18 protein-coding genes are annotated in these 17,827 nt (G+C 61.5%); 7 read left to right on the top strand and 11 right to left on the bottom strand.

The features are described 5' to 3' along the window. The first annotated feature begins 97 nt into the window (after nucleotides 1–97). On the top strand, nucleotides 98–1,684 hold the full coding sequence (locus FHT78_RS13990; RefSeq protein ID WP_183744723.1) for an ABC-F family ATP-binding cassette domain-containing protein: 1,587 nt from the start codon (nucleotides 98–100) through the stop codon (nucleotides 1,682–1,684). A gap of 125 nt (nucleotides 1,685–1,809) precedes the next feature. Here FHT78_RS13990 and FHT78_RS13985 read toward each other — a convergent pair whose 3' ends face one another. Beyond that, nucleotides 1,810–2,859 carry a DUF2336 domain-containing protein gene (locus FHT78_RS13985; RefSeq protein WP_183744720.1) on the bottom strand — a complete coding sequence of 350 codons (1,050 nt, stop codon included), beginning with the start codon at nucleotides 2,857–2,859 and terminating at the stop codon, nucleotides 1,810–1,812. A gap of 256 nt (nucleotides 2,860–3,115) precedes the next feature. After that, nucleotides 3,116–3,322, bottom strand: a complete 207-nt coding sequence (locus tag FHT78_RS13980; RefSeq protein ID WP_183744717.1) for a hypothetical protein — start codon at nucleotides 3,320–3,322, stop codon at nucleotides 3,116–3,118. A gap of 531 nt (nucleotides 3,323–3,853) precedes the next feature. Here FHT78_RS13980 and FHT78_RS13975 point away from each other — a divergent pair. Next, the gene (locus FHT78_RS13975) at nucleotides 3,854–4,024 is read left to right on the top strand and encodes a hypothetical protein (RefSeq protein WP_183744714.1); all 171 of its coding nucleotides are present in this window, start codon (nucleotides 3,854–3,856) and stop codon (nucleotides 4,022–4,024) included. A gap of 15 nt (nucleotides 4,025–4,039) precedes the next feature. Here FHT78_RS13975 and FHT78_RS13970 read toward each other — a convergent pair whose 3' ends face one another. The 3 genes from FHT78_RS13970 to FHT78_RS13960 form a co-directional block, all read right to left on the bottom strand. After that, nucleotides 4,040–4,588, bottom strand: coding sequence for a DUF1254 domain-containing protein (locus FHT78_RS13970; RefSeq protein ID WP_183744712.1), 549 nt, complete (start codon nucleotides 4,586–4,588; stop codon nucleotides 4,040–4,042). After that, nucleotides 4,581–5,168, bottom strand: a complete 588-nt coding sequence (locus FHT78_RS13965) for a DUF1214 domain-containing protein (protein WP_183744709.1) — start codon at nucleotides 5,166–5,168, stop codon at nucleotides 4,581–4,583. Before FHT78_RS13965 ends, FHT78_RS13970 begins: the two co-directional genes overlap by 8 nt. 142 nt (nucleotides 5,169–5,310) lie before the next feature. Next, a complete protein-coding gene (locus tag FHT78_RS13960; protein ID WP_183744706.1) occupies nucleotides 5,311–7,494 on the bottom strand; it encodes a transglycosylase domain-containing protein in 2,184 nt (727 codons plus the stop codon). A gap of 187 nt (nucleotides 7,495–7,681) precedes the next feature. On the opposite strand from FHT78_RS13960, the gene FHT78_RS13955 reads away from it, so the two are divergent. Further along, nucleotides 7,682–8,167 (top strand): YcgN family cysteine cluster protein, encoded by a 486-nt coding sequence (locus tag FHT78_RS13955; protein ID WP_183744703.1) that lies wholly within the window; start codon nucleotides 7,682–7,684, stop codon nucleotides 8,165–8,167. Nucleotides 8,168–8,170: 3 nt separating this feature from the next. On the opposite strand, the gene FHT78_RS13950 is transcribed toward FHT78_RS13955, so the two are convergent. From FHT78_RS13950 to FHT78_RS13940, 3 genes are all read right to left on the bottom strand, one after another. Then, the gene (locus tag FHT78_RS13950; protein WP_183744700.1) at nucleotides 8,171–9,679 is read right to left on the bottom strand and encodes a mechanosensitive ion channel family protein; all 1,509 of its coding nucleotides are present in this window, start codon (nucleotides 9,677–9,679) and stop codon (nucleotides 8,171–8,173) included. 136 nt (nucleotides 9,680–9,815) lie between these two features. Further along, complete coding sequence (gene ampC, locus FHT78_RS13945) at nucleotides 9,816–10,973, bottom strand: class C beta-lactamase (RefSeq protein WP_183744697.1); 1,158 nt, start codon at nucleotides 10,971–10,973, stop codon at nucleotides 9,816–9,818. A gap of 97 nt (nucleotides 10,974–11,070) precedes the next feature. Next, entirely contained in the window at nucleotides 11,071–11,640 is a 570-nt protein-coding gene (locus tag FHT78_RS13940) for a TetR family transcriptional regulator (protein WP_183744694.1), read from the bottom strand. A 103-nt stretch (nucleotides 11,641–11,743) separates the two neighbouring features. On the opposite strand from FHT78_RS13940, the gene FHT78_RS13935 reads away from it, so the two are divergent. Then, nucleotides 11,744–12,658, top strand: a complete 915-nt coding sequence (locus FHT78_RS13935; RefSeq protein ID WP_183744691.1) for an SDR family oxidoreductase — start codon at nucleotides 11,744–11,746, stop codon at nucleotides 12,656–12,658. Nucleotides 12,659–12,773: 115 nt separating this feature from the next. On the opposite strand, the gene FHT78_RS13930 is transcribed toward FHT78_RS13935, so the two are convergent. Continuing rightward, nucleotides 12,774–12,977 (bottom strand): hypothetical protein, encoded by a 204-nt coding sequence (locus FHT78_RS13930; protein ID WP_183744687.1) that lies wholly within the window; start codon nucleotides 12,975–12,977, stop codon nucleotides 12,774–12,776. A 101-nt stretch (nucleotides 12,978–13,078) separates the two neighbouring features. Here FHT78_RS13930 and FHT78_RS13925 point away from each other — a divergent pair, with 101 nt between their 5' ends. Continuing rightward, nucleotides 13,079–13,882 (top strand): endonuclease/exonuclease/phosphatase family protein, encoded by an 804-nt coding sequence (locus FHT78_RS13925; RefSeq protein WP_183744684.1) that lies wholly within the window; start codon nucleotides 13,079–13,081, stop codon nucleotides 13,880–13,882. Here FHT78_RS13925 and FHT78_RS13920 read toward each other — a convergent pair. Both FHT78_RS13920 and otnK read right to left on the bottom strand, forming a co-directional pair. Next, nucleotides 13,879–14,514 (bottom strand): aldolase, encoded by a 636-nt coding sequence (locus tag FHT78_RS13920; RefSeq protein ID WP_183744681.1) that lies wholly within the window; start codon nucleotides 14,512–14,514, stop codon nucleotides 13,879–13,881. The two genes, FHT78_RS13925 and FHT78_RS13920, sit on opposite strands and share 4 nt — an antisense overlap. Then, nucleotides 14,507–15,769 carry a 3-oxo-tetronate kinase gene (gene otnK, locus FHT78_RS13915; protein ID WP_183744678.1) on the bottom strand — a complete coding sequence of 421 codons (1,263 nt, stop codon included), beginning with the start codon at nucleotides 15,767–15,769 and terminating at the stop codon, nucleotides 14,507–14,509. The genes FHT78_RS13920 and otnK overlap by 8 nt, the downstream gene beginning before the upstream one ends. A gap of 322 nt (nucleotides 15,770–16,091) precedes the next feature. On the opposite strand from otnK, the gene FHT78_RS13910 reads away from it, so the two are divergent. Together FHT78_RS13910 and FHT78_RS13905 are read left to right on the top strand one after the other, a co-directional pair. After that, on the top strand, nucleotides 16,092–17,057 hold the full coding sequence (locus FHT78_RS13910) for an acetylxylan esterase (protein WP_183744675.1): 966 nt from the start codon (nucleotides 16,092–16,094) through the stop codon (nucleotides 17,055–17,057). Then, entirely contained in the window at nucleotides 17,054–17,782 is a 729-nt protein-coding gene (locus tag FHT78_RS13905) for an alpha/beta hydrolase-fold protein (RefSeq protein WP_183744673.1), read from the top strand. Before FHT78_RS13910 ends, FHT78_RS13905 begins: the two co-directional genes overlap by 4 nt. The last annotated feature ends 45 nt before the right edge of the window (nucleotides 17,783–17,827 follow it).

Here is a 17,827-nt window from a genome sequence, read left to right as displayed (position 1 = left end):
CCGCCTAGTTTACCGCCATCCGCAATACCAACAGGACGGTGCAAAATGGATTCCAACCTGATCGCAATGCCAATTCGCCTTGCCATCGGGGATTTCCATGCCTGCATTTATCACACTTGCCAATCTTTCGTGGTCCACGCCTGACGGCCGGCCGCTTCTTTCCAATATCGATCTGAGCTTCAACGCTGAGCGCGCCGGTCTTGTCGGTCGCAACGGCGTCGGCAAGACGACGCTTATGAAGCTGGTGGCCGGCGAGTTGCAGCCGCAGACCGGCTCCGTCACCGTATCCGGCACTATCGGCATCTTGCGCCAGAGTGTGCAGGTCGGGCCGGATGAAACGGTCGCCGACCTCTTCGGCGCAACGCAGGCGCTTGCCATTCTCGGTCGTGCCGAAGGCGGCGAAGCGAGTGCCGATGAACTTGCCGTTGCCGACTGGACGCTCGAAGCCCGCATCGAAGCCGCGCTGGAACGTGCCGGCCTCGCCGCCGCGCCGCAGACGCTGCTGGCTGCGCTCTCCGGCGGCCAGCGCACCCGCGCAGCACTCGCCGCCCTGATCTTCGAAGATCCGGATTTTCTGATCCTCGACGAACCGACCAACAATTTGGATCGGGACGGGCGTGAGGCAGTGCTCTCGCTTCTCGGTGGCTGGCGCCACGGCGCTCTGGTCGTCAGCCATGACCGCGAACTGCTGGAGACGATGGACACCATCGTCGAGCTGACGACCTTAGGCGCCACCCGCTACGGCGGAAACTGGAGCGATTATCGCGCCCGCAAAGCGCTTGAACTTGCCGCCGCCGAGCACGATCTGGCGGACGCCAAAAAACGCGTGGCCGAGGTTTCCCGCAGCGCGCAGGAAACGGCCGAGCGCAAGGCCCGCAAGGACAGCGCCGGCCAGAAGAAAGCGGCCAGGGGCGACATGCCCCGTATCGTTGCCGGCGGCCTGAAACGGCAGGCGGAGAATACCAGCGGCGAGAATGCCCGCCTCGCCGAACGGCGTCGCGCGGAGGCGCTTGCGGATGCCGAGGAGGCGCGCAAACGCATCGAGATCCTGCAGCCGCTCTCCGTCAAACTGCCTTCGACCGGCCTGCCGCCGGGCAGATCGGTGCTGAAGATCGATGCGGTCACGGCCGGTTACGAGGCGGATGAGCCCGTCATCCGCAAACTGTCCTTCGAGATTACAGGTCCCGAACGTATCGCTGTGACCGGCCCCAACGGCTCGGGCAAGACGACTTTGCTGGCGCTGATTTCAGGCGATCTGCAGCCGCGGGAAGGAACGGTCCGAGTGCTGACCTCTTTTTCGATGCTCGACCAGCGCGTCAGCCTGCTCGACCCCGAAACCTCGATCCGCGACAATTTCCGGCGCCTGAATCCGCAATCGGATGAGAATGCCTGCCGCGCAGCACTTGCCCGCTTCATGTTCCGGGCAGATGCGGCGCTGCAGATCGTCTCCACTTTGTCTGGCGGCCAGCTTCTGCGCGCTGGCCTTGCCTGCGTTCTCGGCGGCGCGACACCGCCGTCGCTGCTGATCCTCGACGAGCCGACGAACCACCTCGACATCGATTCCGTCGCTGCCGTCGAAGCAGGTCTCGGGGCTTATGACGGCGCACTGCTGATCGTCAGCCATGACGAGGTGTTCCTGGAGATGGTCGGCATCACGCGCCGGCTGGAATTGCCGGCAAGATAATTACGCGAAGGAGATGCCGAGCTAACTCTCGGCAGACAGTAGCTCGGCAATGTCGCAGACCTCGCGATGGGCGTCATGACGTCGAGCTGGGGCTCGTCGCGCAGCCAGCGCTCATTGCTAAACGGCTAGCGCGCCCGGTTGACGCTCTTGAGGTCGCGCAGCGGCGCCTGCCGGATGAAGCGATAGGATGGAGCCTGCGCCTGGGCCGCGGGAACCGGCTGTGCTGCGGCCGGCTTGACCGGATTATAGGTGTAGCTGTCGGCCCGACACCAGGCCTCAACGCGTGCATGGCACTCTTCCGGGTCCAGCGCATCGAGTACGAGAAAGGCGCGGCTGACATTGTGCTGTACCTCGGCAAGATGCGGATAGAGCTTTTCCAGCACGAAGACGGAATCGAGAAAGCTCATGCCGAGGCTGGTCAGCGTGATGGCGAGCTGCTGGCCCGAGAGGTCGAGCATGATGCGCTCGGCAAGCCATCGGCTGGCCGACAGCGCATCGGCAAGTGCGGTGGCGAAATGCGTGCCCTCGCGCGAGCGGGCAAAGCGCACCAGCAGCGCCTCCTGAATGTCGGACAACGAGCGAAGGCCGAGCCGGTCCTCATCATTGCGGCGGAGATGGCCTGCAAGGCTGCGGATGCGCTCGCGCAGCGCCGCTTCATCGGCAAGACGCCGCGCTTCCTCCCGGTTCACTTCGGGCGGGGCAGGCATCGGCGAAAGCGGCATCGCCGGCTGCTCGGCAGGTGCGGCGGCGACCGGCCGCAGCTCTGCCTGGCGCAAGGCCACCAGCGCATCGATGACTGCAGGCGAGAGGGAATCCCTGCTGACGATAGCCTTTACATGTGCAGCACCTTGTGTGCGGGCAATGGTGATTAGCGTGTCGTCGCTGATCGCCTTGGAGGCGGTGAGAAAAGGGGCGGAGACTTCGATCGGCTGGTTGCCGATGAAGAGTGCGACTGCTGCCGGCATGTTCTCGCACTGGGAAAGGGCTGCCACGGCCTGACGCCTTGCCTCTTCGGAGGAGGCCTGAAACAGCGGCATGAAGAGTTCGGCAAACTGGCGCAGTTCGGAGCGTGTCGGATATGACAGGTTCTCGAAACTGCTGACAGTCGCCATTAACACCACGTCCTTCTTCCTGACGGCCATGGGGCCTTCTAGGTCTCGAAACCGGTCACGCACAAGCACACCCTGAAAACGCAGAACAAGCGGGAGACCGTGGGCTGACAAGCGCTGGCGGAACGCATGTCGGACCATACGGTTATGAACAAATCCTACACCGGTACGGTTAATGCATGCTGAAGATTTTATTAAAATGCAACAGAAATGTACACGTTTTGCGTGTTGCAGCTTGATGAGCCGGCAAAATAAAATCTACCGCGCCGGAGGTGAGGCAATCCTCAGCATTTAAAGATGGAGGTAAATAGCCGGCAATAATCTAAAGGCTCTTGCGGCTTCTGAGCGCCGACAGAAGTTTGTCGTGATCGTCATGGCCGGACTGGTAAAGGTCGAGCGCCGTGGAAGCGGCGAATTGTGCTTCGACACTTCTGATGTCGATACGCTTTTCCGCGCACCAAGCATCCAGTGCATCGCGCAACACATCCAGGTCTTCTGACGTGAAGGCCGAATTATAGAGAAAGGACATGGGCTGCGCTCCGAATGACAGCAAGAGCACGTATGATCTCCCGAGCGGCCGTCGCCTTAACCCTTTTGGCCGATGGGAGGAGGATACACCGATCCAACCCTGCTGCAATTAATATTTTCATGACGCATATTTGCAACACATGCCCCCCGCTTGCGGCTTTGACCCCTAACCATTTGAATTGCCTTCAACTTTATCGGATAGATGTCGGCTTGGCTTTTCTTTTCCGCGGCTGCAACCAAACAACCATTCTGCGCGTTATCTCGGTGCCGAGCAGACTGCTCAAGCAATGGCAGAATATTAGTAATCTGTTAACTGTCGTGTGTCTCAATTCGGACAGGAACGACGCGATTTGGGAATATCGATCGTGGAAGCTCCGCAACATCACGGTATTTCAGTCAGGTGCCGTGAGAAAGGCGCGAATGCCCTCGATCCGGTTCATCCGGCGCTTGAGGACGCGCTGGCCCGCAACATGGCGGGCAGGGTGAAATCCATCGCAAGTTCATCCGTCTCGGGCAGTGCAAGGAGACGAGAATGGCAATTGTAGTCGCATTGGCGGACCGGCTGCGTGAGGAGCCGCGCCGCACGGGCAAGGAGCCCCACGAAGCAAAAATCCTCTGGTTCACCGGCGTCCGCTATGAACGGATCGTCGAAACCCCTGATAAAAGCCCGACGCATTCTGCGCCGCGCGTCAACAACAAGTAACCCACGAAAACAACCCTAGCGGGCATCGAGTTCATCGCAGCCCGCTTCCGTCAGAAAAGCCCGAGCCGCTTCGTCGAAGCTTGACCGCGGCGCCAACGTACGCAGCACCGCATAACCCTCGGGATGCGCCATCTCCACCATGATCGTCTGCTCCAGCGCCTGCGGCAGGTTCTTGCGGAGATCCGTCAATTGGATGGGACTTGCTGCGAGAACGTCGAGCGCGCCGCCGACGGAGGTGCGGTCGTTCATGCTGAAGACCTCGTTCGAGGCGCGGTCGTAGATCGCGATCGACCAGAAAGGCACATTGCCCTTGGCGGTGAAATGCACCGGAGCCTCGCCCACATCGAAGGAGCAGACGGCGGTGCGCACGAAGGGATCGCCATTGGCGAGCTCCGCCTCGTCATATCGGCTGCTGAGCAGATAGAAATTGTTCGGATCGCCTTCCGCCTCCACGCGCGTCGCCGCATCACGGCCGGTGAAGTGTGGCAGCGCGAGAATGATGACGAGGTGCAGAAGCGCTGCGCCGAAAAGCCCGGCGAGGAGGGCGAAGAACACCCTAAGCATTGCCGCATCCGATCTTGGTCAGCTTCGGCATGGAAAGGTCAATCACGCCGGAGCTGCCGGCCGTAGGCGTGTCGAACAGGGTCAGCACCAGCCGGAACGAGCCGGCCTGCGGCAGCGCCAGCCAGTTGCCGGGCTGAGCCCGTGCGGCGATGTCGATGGCGAAGCTGCTGTCGGGCTGTCGCAGCACCGTCCATGAATTCAGCGCCGCCGGCAGGCTCGCCTGCAGGGAAACGGGGTTGCCGGCATTGTCTGCAGTAAACAGCGTCCACAGCCGCGCCGGCGGCGTCTGGCCGGTGATACGGTAGTGGCAGGCGGCGTTCAGCCGCTCGCCGCTATCGTCCACACCTGCTATAAATATCAGCCCTTCCGCGCTGCCATAGAGCAGCTTGCCTGCACGCGCACGATGCGACTTCGCATAGGGATCAGCGTCGACGGTCTGGAGTTCCGGAAAAGCCTCCCAGGCACCGAGCTTGATCGCCCCGAACCCCTGCGTCGCATCCAGCGCATAAAGCGAAATCATGATCCCGCCGCCGAAGGCGACGATCAGCGTGATTAGGATGAAAAGGGGGAACCGAAACACCTTGCGCCCTGAAGATCAAACTTGAAGATCAAATCAGTTGAAAGGGTTACCACTGATTCTGGCAGGGTGGAATGCCATGAGGCGATGTGTCCCCCTGTCTTGAGGAACCAGCCATGCCGGTTTTGCTAGAACAGGTGAAACATCACTCCGCGCTCGCGACCTTCTGCACTTCAAGCGGTGCGGCATCCTTCAGCTTCTCGCCGATGCGCTTGAGGGTGTTTGTCGATTGCACCGAGAGCATGCGCGGGCGAATGAGGGCCGGCGTGCCGTCCTTCGGCTTGTTGGCCTGGGCTTTTGCGACATCCTGTTCGGACGGCAGCGGGTTTTCGATACCGGGGATGGGGCGCAGCGTGACGCCCTGATGGGCATAGTCCATGGCGCGCTTGAAGGTCATGGCGGGCAGCGAGCCGCCGGTCATGTTGTTGGTCGAGGTATAGTCGTCGTTCCCGAACCAGACGGCGCAGGTGTAATTGCCGGTGAAGCCGACGAACCAGGCATCGCGATAGGCCTGCGTCGTTCCCGTCTTGCCGGCGGTGACGACGCCGTTGTCCAGCGCGGCCTTGCGCGCCGTCCCGACATAGGGCACCCGCGACAGCATCTGGTTCATATAGCTGTCGGCTTGTTCGGAAAGCACCCGCTGGGCGGGTGGCTCGTCACGATCGAAATCGTAGAGAACGTCCCCGTCGTAATCGAGGACCTGGGTGATGCCGTGACGGCGCGACTGGAAGCCGCCGGCCGGGAAAACGGCATAGGCGGTCGCCTGGTCGAGCACCGTCACCTCGGACGTGCCGATCGGGATCGTCACGTCGTCGCGGATCGGCGTTTCGACACCCATGGCCTTCGCCATGGCGCGGATCGGCTGAATGCCGAGCTTTTCCTTGGCAAGGCGGACCGGAATAGTATTGATCGATTGGGCGATCGCCGTTTCCAGTGTGATGCGCCCGGCATAGCGGTTTGCGTAATTGTGCGGGCTCCAGTTGCCCCAGGAGATCGGCGCATCGATGATCGTCGTCTTCGGCGTCATCCCGCTCTCCATGGCCACCGAATAGGTATAGACCTTGAAGGAGGAGCCCGGCTGGCGTAGCGCCTTGGTGGCGCGGTTGAACTGGCTCTCGCCATAGTCGCGTCCGCCAACCATGGCGCGCACGGCGCCGCCATTTTCGATCATCACCATCGCGCCCTGCTTGGCGTGATAAGCCTCGCCATATTCGCGCAGCGACGTCTCGATGGAATCGTCCGCCGCCTGCTGGATGCCCATGTCGATCGTGGTGCGCACGATCAGCGAGCGCTGATGGAAGCGCGGTGAAAGGCGCTGCACCTCGTCGAAGGCCCAGTCGAGGAAGAAATCGGGTGACTCCACCTCGTTGCGGTCAACAACGGTTGCGGGATTCCGCCGCGCGGCGATCACCTGTCCCTCGGTCATCAGTCCGCTCTGGACGAGGTTGGTCAGCACCTCGTTGGCGCGCGCGCGCGCCGCCGGCAGATTCACATGCGGCGCATATTTGGCCGGCGCCTTGAAGAGGCCGGCGAGCATGGCGGATTCGGCAAGGTTCACGTCGGTGATGTTCTTGCCGAAATAGAATTGCGCCGCGGCCGCAGCGCCGAAGGTGCCGCCGCCCATATAGGCGCGGTCAAGATAGGTCGCGAGGATCTCTTTCTTGGAGAGGTTGGCTTCCAGCCAAAGCGCCAGGAAGGCTTCGGTGATCTTGCGGTCGATCGAGCGCTCGTTGGACAGGAACAGGTTCTTGGCGAGTTGCTGCGTCAGCGTCGAGCCGCCCTGGACGACTTCGCCGGCTTGGGCATTGGTGACCATGGCGCGAAAGAGGCCGATGACGTCGATGCCGAAATGGTCGAAGAAGCGGCGGTCTTCGGTCGCGATAACGGACTTGATCAGGGAATCCGGCAGTTCGTCGATTGGCACGGAATTCTGATGGATGACGCCGCGATGGCCGATGGTGTTTCCATAGCGGTCGAGGAAGGTGACGGCGAAGTCGCCGCGATTGCGCCAGTCTTCCTTGGTGGCCTCGAAAGCCGGCTGGGCGAGCGCCAGCATCAGCACCATGCCGACGGAACCGAGCGTCAATCCCTCGCCAGCGAGTTCGAAAACCATACGTTTCCAGCCGCGAACACGGAAGCGGCGGAAGAAGATGGTGGTGTCTTCCCAGATTTCGGCGGCGCGGAAGCCGGCGTTCCAGACGGTCGAGTCGATCCACGAATCGATGCGCAGCAGCAGGTGGCGGTTCCTGGCTTCCCGCTTATCTGGCGTCTTGCCTTGCCCGCTTTCGGGTTTATCTGGCCCGCTTTCGGGGTTGTCCGGATCCTGCACGTCCTGTATTCCCGCTTGAACACGCTTGCCGCCGTCGGATTCCGGACGCCGGAGCGGGCCTGAATGGGCCGCCTCACTCTCCGGATAGCCGGAGCAAGTTGAATAATTGGTTGATTTTGCGCACAAGAACAAGAGAGTTGAACGGTCGTCACGCGAATTTGCGGGCGGCTGTTGCAAGAAACGAGCGATGAACGATCTGCCCTTCTGGAAGCGCAAGACGCTTGCCGAAATGAATGCCGAGGAGTGGGAAAGCCTCTGCGACGGCTGCGGCCTCTGTTGCCTCAACAAAATCGAGGAATGGGATAGCGGCGACGTCTATTTCACCTCGGTTCGCTGCAAGCTGCTCGACAGCGAAAGCTGCCGCTGTTCGAGCTATCCGAACCGCTGGGATTTCGTGCCTGACTGCGTTCAGCTCACCAAGGAGAACGTCTCCGAGATCGCATGGCTGCCGCCGACCTGCGGCTATCGCCTCGTCAATGAGGGTCGCGATCTCTACTGGTGGCACCCGCTGGTATCAGGGGATCCGGAAACCGTCCACGCTGCCGGCATCTCGGCCCGCGGCCGCACCATCAGCGAAAACGACGTCGATATCGATGATTTCGAGGATTACGTCGTCGACTGGCCGCTGACGGTCGGCGAAGGCGCCGAAGAACCTGCGGGAAAGGCCGGCTGAGCGTCACGACCAGGTGCTGTGAGGGATCTGGAACAGATGCCTTATACGTGTCGTCAGCGTCGTCGGATGACTGGCGTCGGCCGACACACCGGCGCTGAAACGATGTTTCTCGGATTCGATCCGGCGCGACAGCAGCAGGCCGAGCTCTTCGGCAAGTGCCGGCCGCTCTTGCATGATGGCGGCAAGATGATCCTTGGCGATCTCATAAACAACGACGGATGTGAGCGCACGGATATTGGCTGGCTCCGGCGCCCCCATCAGCACACCGCGTTCGCCGAACAGATCGCCCGGTGCAATTCTCGCAAGTTCGATCGTCTCCTCGCCTTCCTTGCGTTCGACGACGGCCACCCCGCGCCTGACGATCATCAGCGATGTCAGCGACGAATCCTGTGTCGCGATCAATGCATCCTTGCGGAAGGTCAGCCGTTTCATGTCGGCGGCGAGCGACTCCTTCTCGTCTTCCGTCAGCGTCGAAAAGAGCGGGATGGCATTGAGCAGACGCCAGGCCGAGTTCGGATGTTTCCCGGTTTCCTCCGGCGGATCGGCAACCGGTACGGCCGGCGAGCCCGCGGATGTGGCAAGCTGCAGGCCGGCCGCCCTGATGTGACGATAGACGAGATCGTAGACTTCGTTGCGGGCGGCGGTCGCTTCGCCCAATCCGGAGACGCGGAAGGAGAGTTCGAATTCGATGGCACTGCTGTCCAGCCCTGTGATGCTGACGACGGGGGCTGGGGATTTCAGGATGGCGTTGCTGCTGAGCAGCACCGTGCGCATCGTCTCTTCGATGGTCGCCGGCGGGCTTGAGGGCATGACCCGGATCTTCAGCGACACGCCATGGGCTTCTTCAGGGCTCGTCAGGTTCGTCAGCCGCGCCTTGGCAAGCGCGCTGTTGGGGACGATGACGAGGTCGTTCGTGCCGTTCAAAAGGTGGGTTGAACGCCAGTTCGTCTCCACCACGCGGCCTTGAACGCCGTCATCGAGGACGATCCAGTCGCCAACGCTGTAATGCCTGCCGAGATTGAGTGCGATACCCGAGAAGACGTCGTTCAGCGTGCTCTGCAGCGCCAGGCCGAGCACGATGGCGAAGACGCCCGAGGTGGCGATCAACGTGGCAACGGGCACACCGAAGACATAGGCTACGACTGAAAGTGCTGCGCCGACATAGATGATGGCGACGACGAGATCCTGCAGCAGACGCGCCTCGCGCGGCTTGCGCTCGAAGATTAGGAAGAGCCGCACCGAGCTTGCCAGCACCATCGCGCCGCCGATCCACCAGACCGCCTTTGCGACCCCGACGAAAGTGCGCCGGAAAAGATCCGTCGCTTTGCCCATGTCTGATGTATAGGGCGCAATCTCGTTCTCAACGAGCAGCAGCGTCAGCAGTGCAAAGAAGACGAAATTGGCAATCAGCCGGAAGGTCGGGTTTCGTCCGAAGATGAACCGTGCCACGGCGCTGAGCAGAACGAGAGCGATAAACTGATACAGCGGATCGTCCAGCATAGTCCATGACATGCATTGCATCCTGGTTGGGGCGTTCGACCCTATATCACGGATGAAGAAGTTCTGTCCTCTGACACGAATGGATAGGGTATCGCCACCGGTGACGTCGGCCGGCCGCAACCGCTGCTGCGACCGGCCGACGTGACGGCTATTTCGCGGCGTAGGCCTCGAGTGCCTGGACGAGCTTCAGCCCTGCTTCGGCACGGACCGTGTTCGGATAGTTCCGGTTCGCCAGCACCGTCAGCCCGATCTGCATTTTCGGCACCAGCACGACATAGGCGCCGAATCCGTTCGTCGATCCGGTCTTGTTCATCAGCACCGCCCTCTGCGGCGCAAGCGGCTTCGCCTGCTTCTTCACGGGTTGGCTTTCCAGGCTCATCTTTGCGGAATTGCCGTCGAGAAGCTGCTTGAGCGCGACGGGCCAGGCATATTGCTCCCAGACCATGTCCTGCGTGTAATAGGCCGTATCGAAATAGCCCGTATGCGTCTTCTCGATCGCCACCTTGAACTCGGGCGCCAGAGCATCCGGCTTCAAATTGAGCGCCAGCAGATGGACCATGTCGCGAGCCGTGGATTTGACGCCGTAAGCCTCGTCATCGAGGACGCCGGCTCCAACTCGGATCGGCTTGTTGGCCTTGCCATAACCGAACGCGTAGCGATCCATGGCATGAGGCGGAACCGCAATGAAGGTGCTTTTGAGACCGAGGGCAGGAAACAGCCGGCCTTCGGCGGCCTGCCTGTAGGTGCCGCCGAAACGCTCTCCGGCAATGCGCCCGAGAAGGCCGATGCTGACATTGGAATAGGAGCGCATGGTGCCAGCCTTGTAGGCCGGCTTCCAGCTCTTCAGGTAGGTCATCAGCTCGCCATCATCAGTCACGCTATCAGGAACCTGCAGCGGCAGGCCGCCCGATGTATGGGTGGCGAGATTGACGAGGGTGATCTGATCGAAGGCGCTGCCCCTAAGCTCCGGCAGGTAGGTCGAAACCGGCTGATTGAGCGACAGCAGGCCGCGTTGTTCGGCAACGGCGGCAAGCGTGACATTAAAAATTTTGCTGACGGAGCCGAGTTCGAAGATCGTGTCGCTAGTCACAGGCGCCTTCGTTTCGCGCGAGGCTTCCCCTCGGGTATAATAGAATTCCGAGCCATTGATCGTCACGCCGACGGCTAGTCCCGGGATGTCGTATTCCCTGATCACCGGCTGAAAAGCGCGATCTGCCATCTCCTGGAACGCCTTGTCCGTCAGGTCTGCCGCGTGAAGCGGGCTTGCCGACAAGGCGAGGGCGATAAGGCAATATCTTGTGTTCATGGGTAGTTCCTCCTAGCGCATCCGGCGATACCGCCGACACACGCTCGATAGCTTGGCCCTTTGCCCCTCCACAAACGATAAGAACTCGCAGGAGACCCTAGTTTAATTTGGGCTCGAGAGCGGCAAGAAAGAGCCGCAGTTCCCGCTCCACGTAGTCGGCGACCGCGCCATCGGACGAGAACCCCCACCAGAGCAGCGATCCCTGCCATTGCGAGAGCATCAGCCGGGCAATGGTCTGTGCTTGACTGTGCCCCTCGAAGCGCTCGGCAAGTGCCGAGATAAGCACGGACCCCCAGGCCCCGCCGCGAGCGCGCAGCACCGGATCGCGGAAATCTTCGCGTAGCAGGAGCAGGCCTTCCGCGTATGAAACGGGATTGTCGCCATAGTCCTGGGAAAGACCAGTCAGCAGCGCGATCGCACCCTCCGCGGTCTTCGGGAGGGTTTCGGCAAGCCGCGCCGTTTCCGCGTCCAGCCGATCCCAGGCGTGGAGCAGCGCGGCGCGCAACATGCCGGCCTTGGTGGCGAAGCGCTGCACCAGCGTCGAACCGGAAAGCCCGCTCGCCTTGGCGACCGCCGCAAAGGTCGCCGCATCCGGCCCCTCGGACTGGATCACATCGAGAACCATCGAAAGTAGCTGTTCATCTGAAAGCGTGCGCGGACGCGGCATGAAATTTTTCCCTTGCGCTCGCCATATTTATGAACGAACATTCGTTTATATACAAGTAAGCCTACCAGGCCGGTTGATTGTTTGTAGCGGGGAGGACAGCGAAGTGACAGCGAACTTAAAGGGAAAGGTGGCGCTTGTTGCCGGCGGGACGCGCGGCGCCGGTCGCGGCATCGCGGTGGAGCTGGGCGCGGCAGGCGCGACGGTCTATGTGACCGGCCGCACGACCCGCGCGCAGCAATCCGAATATCGCCGGCCTGAGACCATCGAGGAAACAGGCGAGCTGGTGAGCGCGGCGGGCGGTCGTGGCATTGCCGTGCAGGTGGATCATCTGGTGCCCGAGCAAGTCGAAGCGCTGGTTGCCCGCATCCGCGCGGAGGAGGGCAAGCTCGATATCCTCGTCAACGATATCTGGGGCGGCGAGCACCTGACGGAGTGGGACAAGCCGGTCTGGGAGCATTCCCTCGACAAGGGCTTGCATATGCTGCGGCTTGCGATCGACACCCATTTCATCACCGCCCATTACGCTCTGGCACTGATGATCGAGCGGCCGGGCGGCTTGCTGGTGGAGATGACCGATGGCACGGCACAATACAATGCCACGCATTACCGGCTCTGCCCCTACTACGATCTCGTCAAGACGGGCACGAACCGCATGGCCTGGGCGCACGCCAGGGATCTTGCGCCCCACGGCGCGACGTCAGTCTCGGTTTCTCCCGGCTGGATGCGATCGGAAATGATGCTGGATCACTATGGCGTGAAGGAAGAAAATTGGCGCGACGCCACGAAAGTCCAGCCGCATTTCGCTATCTCCGAAACGCCGCGTTTCACCGGCCGGGGGGTAGCTGCCCTTGCCGCCGATCCCGATCGCAGCAGATGGAACGGCCAGTCGCTTTCAAGCTTCCAACTCGCCGAAGCCTACGACTTGACAGATCTCGACGGCACGCGGCCGGATTGCTGGCGCTACCTGGCCGAGGTGCAAGAGCCCGGCAGGCCGGCTGATGAGACCGGCTATCGCTGATCGAGCTGTTGAGGTTACACATCCACCGCCTCGCGGGCCCCGCTTGAAGGGTGATGAGCGGGGCACCGTCTCCGGGTGTCATGAAAGGTTGCCGGTTGACCGCAGCCCGTTTTTTCTACTCGTCTTCCTTCGTCTTCATGGCGTCGGAAACCTTCTTCACCTTGGGGTGGTTGAGGTTCTCGCCATGCGCGTCGCGGGCCTTTTCCGGATCATCCTTCGCAGGCAGATAGCCTGATGGCTTTGTGCCCTGAGGCCCTTCCCAACGCGGCGACTGATCCGTGGTGCCGGGTGCACCATCCTTGGGGCTGTTCGATGCCATGATGTTTCTCCTTGCTGTCCAAAGGCAACAACAGGGCAGGACCGGCATTTGTTCCTCGCAAGAATCTGCTAGTTTCCCACCGGAAAGGGGCTGGCACGGGTTTGCGGATTATTTCACTGAATGTCTGGGGCGGGAGCATCCATGCGCCGCTGATCACTTACCTCGCGGGCGCCGAGGCCGATGTTTTATGCCTGCAGGAGGTGGTGCGATCGGCCGCCAATGCGCCGGAATGGCTGGAATACCGCGATGGGAACGTCGTGCTGCCGCAGCGCGCCCATCTTTATGACGAGATCGCCGCCGTTCTGCCCGATCATGACGGCTTCTTCTGCCCGTTTGCGCGGGGCGATCTCTTTCACGGCGGGAGGGTGTTTGCCACCGAATTCGGCATCGCCACTTTTGTTCGCAAGTCGTATCCGGTCATCGGCCAGGCGGTGGATTTTATTCATGGCCGCTTTTCGCCCAATGGCTGGGGCGAGCATCCGCGCTCCCGCAACGCCCATTGCGTCCGTCTGTTCGATTATACCGGCGGCTTTTCGGTCACCATCGCCCAACTCCACGGTTTGCGTGATCCCGCCGGCAAGGGCGATATCCCAGCTCGCCATGCGCAGGCGGATGCGCTGGTCGAGCTGATCGAACGCGTCTGGCCTGGTGACGAACACCTCGTCGTCTGCGGCGATTTCAACGTGCTGCCTGACAGTATCACCTTCGAAAAGCTCGGTCGCCTCGGCCTCAACGATCTCGTCACCGGCAAGGGTTTTTCCGATACCCGCACTTCGCTCTATCCGAAGGAGGGACGCTTTGCCGATTATATGCTGGTGACGCCTGATATCGTGGTGCAGCGTTTCGAGGTGGTGGAGCAGCCCGAAGTTTCCGATCACCGGGCTCTCTTGATTGACCTCGCTTAGCGCAGCTTGAAATGCCGTTCGAGGTCACCGATCTGCTCGGCATTGAGCTGTCTGACGTTCATGCCGCGGGTGATGATCGAAAGCTTTGCTGCCTCTTCCAACTCTTCGATCGCGAAGACGGCGGAATCGAGCGTGGCGGCTGATACGATCGGCCCGTGGTTTTCCAGAAGCACGGCGCTGTGCTGGCCGGCGATTTCGGCAATCACCGGCTTCACCTCTGTCGAACCCGGCCGGGTATAGGGTACGATCGGAACCTTGCCGACCCGCATCACCACATAGGGCGTCAGCGGCGGAATGGCATCCTTCGGATCGGTATCGGCAAGGCAGGAAAGGGCCGTTGCATAGGTGGAGTGCAGATGCACCACGGCACCCGTTTGCGGCCGCTTCTCATAAAAGGAGAAATGCAGCGGCAGTTCCTTGGTCGGCGCATCGCCGGAGAGATGCTCGCCGTCGCTGTCGAGCTTCGAAAGCCTGTTGGCATCGAGGAAGCCGAGGCAGGAATTGGTGGGCGTCGCAAGGTAGCCGTCTGTGGTCTTCACCGAGATATTGCCGGAGGACCCGGCCGTCAGGCCGCGCTCGAAGAGCGATTTTCCCCAGCGGACGATGGCTTGGCGCAGTGCCGTCTCATTCATGGCCGGCAATCCTGTCGAGAGCCTTGGCGAAGAAATCGGGTGAACCGAAATTGCCGCTCTTCAGCGCAAGCCCGATCGGGCGCATCGGCCGGCTGTGCTCCGACACCAGAACCGGCACGCCGGGATCGATCTCCGCACCGATGGTCATATGCTTGAGGCCGAGTGCCTCCACGACCGCGCCGGATGTTTCCCCGCCGCCGACGACGATCTGGCGCGTACCGGAATCGGCAAGCCGTTTGGCGAGGCTGCCGAAGAAATCTTCGAGGATCTTTGCCGATTCTTCGCGGCCGAAGCGCTGCTGCACGAAGCTCACAACATCGGGCGAAGTGGTGGAATAGACGATCGGATTGTCGGCCGCATTGGAAGCGACCCAGCGGGCGGCGATCTCCACCGACATGGTGCCGCGCACGATGGCGGCCGGGTCGATCGAAAGACCGGGATGGTTCTGCAGATGGCAGGCGACCTGGTTCTGCGAGGCCAGCGAGCAGGAGCCGCAGAGGACGACGCCCGGTCCGGTGACGACAGGCACGTCGGCAGGAATGCCGGAAAGCTTGCCGCGCTTGGCGAAATTGCCGACCAGCCCTTGCGCCAGCCCCGACCCGCCGGTCACAAGCGCATGGTCGGCGACGGCCTCTCCGATCGTCATGAGATCTTCATCCTCGATCGCATCGACGACGACGAGGCGGTTGCCATCGGTGAGCTCGTCGCGCAACCGGCTGCGGATGGCGCCCGAACCTTCGCGCACCGTATCGAGCGTGATGCTGCCGACGCCGCCGCGCGTCTGGTACCGCAGCCAGCGGCGGATATCAGGGTCGGTCATCGGCGTCAGCGGATGGTTTTCCATACCGGATTCGCTGAGCAGCTTGTCCTTGACGAAGAGGTGGCCCATGAACACCCGCCTTCCGGTTGCCGGAAAGGCCGGGCAGACGACGGTGACATCGGCGCCCGTCAGCCGCTGCAGCGCTTCTGCCACCGGGCCGATATTGCCTTCACGTGTGGAATCGAAGGTCGAACAATATTTGAAGAAGATCTGCTCGCAGCCCTGATCCAGCAGCCAGCGCGCCGCATCCATGGATTGCAACACCGCGTCCTCGACCGATGCCGAGCGCGTCTTCAGCGCCACCACGCCGGCTTCGCAATTGACTTTGCCGCGGCCGGGGCCGACGAACTGCATCGTCGCCATGCCGCCGCGGGCAAGGGTATTGGCAAGATCGCTGGCGCCGGTAAAATCGTCGGCAATGGCTCCAAGCAGCATGTCAGGTGCGCTCCGGTGGTCTGTTGCTCAATTCATGCTCGATATGGACGCGGATCCCGTGCCCGCACGAGGCACGGACGAGTTTCCGGCCGATCATCGCGGCCGCGCCGTTGACAGAGATTTTCATTTGAAGCGGTTCCTCCGACCGATGAAGTGAACGCAAAACGAATGAGCGCCGCCCGAGTCGGCATGGACGGCGCATCATAGTTAAAACCTGCCGAGCAGGGCTGTCACGCAATTTCAAGGAGAGGGCGGTTTGATTGTGGGCTGGAGCTGGCCGCAGGCCTTGCTCCCTGGCTGGTTTCACGGCAACAAGCATTGCATGAGCATCCCGACGGACTATCCTTTCGACTTCGATCCCACCTACGGCATGACGCTTGCAGACCTGCAGGCGATCCGCCCGCCGGAATCGCCCCCCGGATTCGATCTCTTCTGGCAGAAACGCTATGCCAGGGCTCTGGCGGTGAAGCCCGAGCCGCGCCTGAGCCCAAGCAAGCATACCCATCCAAACTGGCAGGTATGCGATATCGTCTACACGTCCATGGACGATATCAGCATCGGCGGCTGGCTGCTTACGCCCCGCAAGGGCGAGGTCAAGCGTGGTCTCGTCGTCGGCCATGGTTATGGCGGGCGCGATCAGCCGGACTTCGATATTCCTGTCGAGGAGGCCGCAATTCTCTTTCCCTGTTTCCGCGGCATGTCGCGCAGCGCTCATCCGCCGATTTCGCCTGACGCCCCCTTCCATGTTCTGCATGATATTGATGATCCCGACCATTACGTGATCGGTGGCTGCGTCGAGGATCTCTGGGTTGCCGTTTCCACACTGCTGTCGCTCTATCCCGTGCTTGATGGCCACATCGGCTATAGCGGCATCAGCTTCGGCGGCGGCATCGGCGCGCTCGGCATTCCCTTCGATATCAGGATCAAACGCGGCCATCTGACCGTACCGACTTTCGGCGCCCGAGAGCTCTGGCTGACATTGCCGACGGTGGGCAGCGCCCATTCGGTGCAGGAATATGCGAAGGTTCATCCGGATGTCTTTGAAAAGCTGCGCCTTTTCGATGCCGCAACGGCTGCGGCCCGCATCACCGTGCCGATGCTGGCCGCTGTTGCGCTCTTCGATCCGGCGGTGGCACCCCCCTGTCAGTTCGCGGTGGCGAACGCTCTTCCGAAATCAAAATTTAATGAAATCTTCATCCTGGATGCCGGGCATTTCGACTATGCTGACAGTGCAGTGCAACAGGCTGCACTGCAGGAGCGAGTCGGGCGGTTTTTCAGGAATCTATGAACCGGGAATATCTGCGCTGGTACAGCGATCGGCTCCATCGTGACATGGAGCTTCTGGTGTTCGGGCATGCCGGCGCCAAAGTCTTGGTATTCCCAACGCGGGAAGGGCGCTTTTGGGAATATGAACATCTCGGGATCGTCGCCAGCCTCGCCGAAAAGCTCGAGGCCGGTCATCTGCAACTTTTCTGCATAGAGGGTCTGGCCGGCGAGAGCTTCTACGATTTCGGCCGCCATCCGGCCGATCGCATCCGCCGCCATATCGCTTTCGAGGAATATGTGCTGAACGAGGTTCTGCCGCTGATGCAGAGCCGCAACGGCCACGAATGCACCATCGTCCACGGCTGCAGCCTCGGCGCCTTCCAGGCCGCCAGCCTGGTCTTCCGCCACCCGCATCTCTTCCGCAAGCTCGTGGCCTTTTCCGGGCGCTATGACCTGACGATGAAGGTCGAGTCCTTCGGCGATCTTTTCGATGGCTATTATGACGAGACGGTCTATTTCCACATGCCGACCCATTTCCTGCCGGGTCTTTCCTTTGACTGGCGGCTAGAGAAGCTGCGGCAGGTCGAGATCGTCCTGACGATCGGCAACGAGGATCCCTTCCTCGACAATAACCGCTATCTCAGCCGCCTGCTTGCGGGCAAGGGTGTCGGCCATCGGCTGCATTTCTGGGATGGTAGGGCGCACCGCGCCGGTGCCTGGCGCCGAATGGCGCCGCTTTATATTTAAACGCCGCCGATGGCGCCGCTTTATATCTAAACGCTGCCGAATGGC

The organism is Rhizobium sp. BK196, assembly GCF_014193255.1.
GTDB lineage: Bacteria > Pseudomonadota > Alphaproteobacteria > Rhizobiales > Rhizobiaceae > Rhizobium.
The sequence above is the reverse complement of the archived record's forward strand: the minus strand, read 5'-3'. Positions and strand labels throughout refer to the sequence as shown.

Excerpts from the sequence above, each read along its gene's own strand:
- FHT78_RS13990 (WP_183744723.1), top strand. The coding sequence starts at position 98 with ATGCCTGCATTTATCACACTTGCCAATCTTTCGTGGTCCACGCCTGAC.
- FHT78_RS13980 (WP_183744717.1), bottom strand. The coding sequence starts at position 3,322 with ATGTCCTTTCTCTATAATTCGGCCTTCACGTCAGAAGACCTGGATGTG.
- FHT78_RS13975 (WP_183744714.1), top strand. The coding sequence starts at position 3,854 with ATGGCAATTGTAGTCGCATTGGCGGACCGGCTGCGTGAGGAGCCGCGC.
- FHT78_RS13970 (WP_183744712.1), bottom strand. The coding sequence starts at position 4,588 with ATGCTTAGGGTGTTCTTCGCCCTCCTCGCCGGGCTTTTCGGCGCAGCG.
- FHT78_RS13955 (WP_183744703.1), top strand. The coding sequence starts at position 7,682 with ATGAACGATCTGCCCTTCTGGAAGCGCAAGACGCTTGCCGAAATGAAT.
- FHT78_RS13950 (WP_183744700.1), bottom strand. The coding sequence starts at position 9,679 with ATGTCATGGACTATGCTGGACGATCCGCTGTATCAGTTTATCGCTCTC.
- ampC (WP_183744697.1), bottom strand. The coding sequence starts at position 10,973 with ATGAACACAAGATATTGCCTTATCGCCCTCGCCTTGTCGGCAAGCCCG.
- FHT78_RS13940 (WP_183744694.1), bottom strand. The coding sequence starts at position 11,640 with ATGCCGCGTCCGCGCACGCTTTCAGATGAACAGCTACTTTCGATGGTT.
- FHT78_RS13930 (WP_183744687.1), bottom strand. The coding sequence starts at position 12,977 with ATGGCATCGAACAGCCCCAAGGATGGTGCACCCGGCACCACGGATCAG.
- FHT78_RS13920 (WP_183744681.1), bottom strand. The coding sequence starts at position 14,514 with ATGAATGAGACGGCACTGCGCCAAGCCATCGTCCGCTGGGGAAAATCG.
- otnK (WP_183744678.1), bottom strand. The coding sequence starts at position 15,769 with ATGCTGCTTGGAGCCATTGCCGACGATTTTACCGGCGCCAGCGATCTT.
- FHT78_RS13910 (WP_183744675.1), top strand. The coding sequence starts at position 16,092 with ATGAGCATCCCGACGGACTATCCTTTCGACTTCGATCCCACCTACGGC.
- FHT78_RS13905 (WP_183744673.1), top strand. The coding sequence starts at position 17,054 with ATGAACCGGGAATATCTGCGCTGGTACAGCGATCGGCTCCATCGTGAC.